The organism is Mesorhizobium sp. WSM4813 (assembly GCF_055811555.1).
In genome coordinates this window covers 1-1,278 of record NZ_JBVVQU010000137.1, presented here as the reverse complement: position 1 = coordinate 1,278, position 1,278 = coordinate 1, and the positions used below count along the sequence as shown (strand labels likewise).

At 67.5% G+C, this 1,278-nt stretch carries 1 protein-coding gene; it reads left to right on the top strand.

Features of this window, described 5'->3' with window-relative positions; genetic code table 11:
- Positions 1 to 79 precede the first annotated feature (79 nt).
- A partial coding sequence (locus AC0L25_RS32360) for an integrase core domain-containing protein (protein WP_473599173.1) occupies positions 80 to 1,278 on the top strand: 1,199 nt, incomplete at its 3' end.

Below are 1,278 nucleotides of genomic sequence, written 5' to 3'. Positions count from 1 at the left end.
TGTCCGAACCGGATAGATAGGTAACAGAATGGACCGATTGCATGGGTGACAGTTTTCTTGTCCGCCGGGAGGACCGGCGATGGTTTGGCGAGAGACTGGCATCATGGATGAGCGGCTTCGGTTTGTTGTGGAGTGCCTGGCGGGTGATGAGACGATGACGCAGCTGTGTGCTGACTTCGGGGTGTCGCGCAAGATCGGCTACAAATGGCTGGGACGGTACCGGGAGTTCGGCCCGGAAGGTTTGCATGACCTGCCGCGGGCGCCGCTCAATCATGGCCGGGCGACGGCCCTGGATCTGGTGGAGCGGATCGTTGCGGCGAAGGAGACGCACCCGCTGTGGGGGCCGAAGAAGATCATGGCGCGGCTCAGGCGCACCGCTCCGGAGTTGGCCTGGCCGTCGGCCTCGACGGCTGGTGCGATCCTTGCGCGGCACGGGCTTGTCAGCGTCCGCAAGCGGGCACGGCTGCGAGCCTGTGGCAACGGACCATGGCCGCAAGCCGAGGAGCCGAACGCGGTGTGGACGGGCGATCACAAAGGCTGGTTCCGGACCCGTGACGGGTGGCGCTGCGAACCGTTGACGGTGATGGATGCGTCGAGCCGCTACCTGTTGGCGCTCGAAGCGACGGGCTCGACGGCGGATGAGGAGGCCTGGCCGGTGTTCGAGCGGCTGTTTGAGGCGCATGGCCTGCCGGATCGGCTCAGAAGCGACAATGGCCCGCCTTTCGCGTCGGCCGGCGTCACCGGGCTGACGCCGCTTTCGGTGCGCTTCATCAAGCTCGGCATCACGCTGGAGCGGATCGCGCCCGGCAAGCCGCAGCAGAACGGACGCCACGAGCGCTTCCACCTGACCATGCTGCCGCTGGCCAAGGCGCCGGACGCCGACAGAATGGCCCAGGGCCAGGCCTTCGAGGCCTTCCGGCGCGCCTACAATGAGGAGCGTCCGCATGAGGCGCTGGCCATGGACACCCCGGCGCAGCATTACCGCTCCTCGCCGCGCGCTATGCCCGCGACACCGCCCGAGCCCGACTATCCGGCCGAGGCGGCGGTGCGCAGCGTGCGCCACAGTGGCGAGATCAGGTGGAACGGTGGCTTCGTCTACGTTTCCAAGACGCTGGCCGGCGAAGCCGTCGCCGCCGCCGAAACCGAGGATGGTCAATGGGCGCTCAGCTTCCATGCCCACCCGCTCGGCATCCTCGACACCAGGCGCATGAAGCTTGTCCGCCGCAGCGCCGCGCCAACCAAACCGCTTGGCGCTGCGGCGGACAGCACAGGGGGAAA